Here is an 837-nt window from a genome sequence, read left to right as displayed (position 1 = left end):
AGCCGCAGCGCATCGAGCCGCGCCTGCGGCACCTGCTCGAGCCCCAGGTCGCGCATCACCGCGAGCTGGTCGCGCAGCGCCGCGTATTCGCGCGCCGCCGCATCCGTCGCGCCGATTTCGTAGAGCCGCGCCGCCAGCTTCTCGGCCTGCGCCGCGAAGCCGGGGCGGAACATCAGATCGGGCGAAATCCGTCGATGGGCGGCCACGAAGGCGCCGATCGGCAGATCGCCCGCGCCACCGCGGGCGTAGAGCTCGGCCACCATCTCGTCGAGCCGCGCGCCGCTGTCGCGTGCCGCGTCGCTGTCACCGTGGCGGCGCTGGATCTCGGTCATCGCTTGGATCGCGGCCTCGGTCTCGCCCCGGCCATGTTCGACCTCGGCCAGCCGCTCCAACGTGGCGATCTCCAGCGCGTCGCCGCGCCACAGGTGCCAGCTTTGCCGCAGCAGCGCCGCGCCGTCCTCGGCCGAAAGCGTGCCGGTCGCCCGGCCCAAGTCGATCAGCGCCAGCCGCGCCCTTTGCGCCCAGGCATCGCTACCGCCCGCCGCCATGGCGTAGCTGTCGAAGGCCATCACCAGGTTGCCGCCCGCCTGCGCGGCCCGACCCAGCAGAAAGCGGTAGGCGCTGCCGCCGCGCAGCTCGGCATGGGCGTCGAAACGCTGCGCCAGACCATGCGCCGCGTCCCACAGCTTGGCCTCGATCGCCGCTTCGAGCAGCTCGGGCAGCACCGCCGCCCTGAGTGGCCCCGGCATGGCATCGAGCGCGGGGTCGAGCCGCGATAGCGCCTGGATGGCGGCCTGCGGCTCGCCCTCGCGGGCCAGCGCCAGCGCGCGCCAGACC

1 protein-coding gene is annotated in these 837 nt (G+C 74.1%); it reads right to left on the bottom strand.

What is annotated here, in order from left to right; translation table 11 throughout:
* The coding region (locus NHG85_RS12930) for a hypothetical protein (RefSeq protein WP_253332998.1) at window positions 1-837 on the bottom strand (837 nt) is incomplete at both ends.

This window comes from Limimaricola litoreus (assembly GCF_024159025.1).
GTDB classification, from domain to species: domain Bacteria; phylum Pseudomonadota; class Alphaproteobacteria; order Rhodobacterales; family Rhodobacteraceae; genus Limimaricola; species Limimaricola litoreus.
Note: the sequence above shows the minus strand (reverse complement) of the source record. Positions and strands in the feature narration are given on the sequence as shown.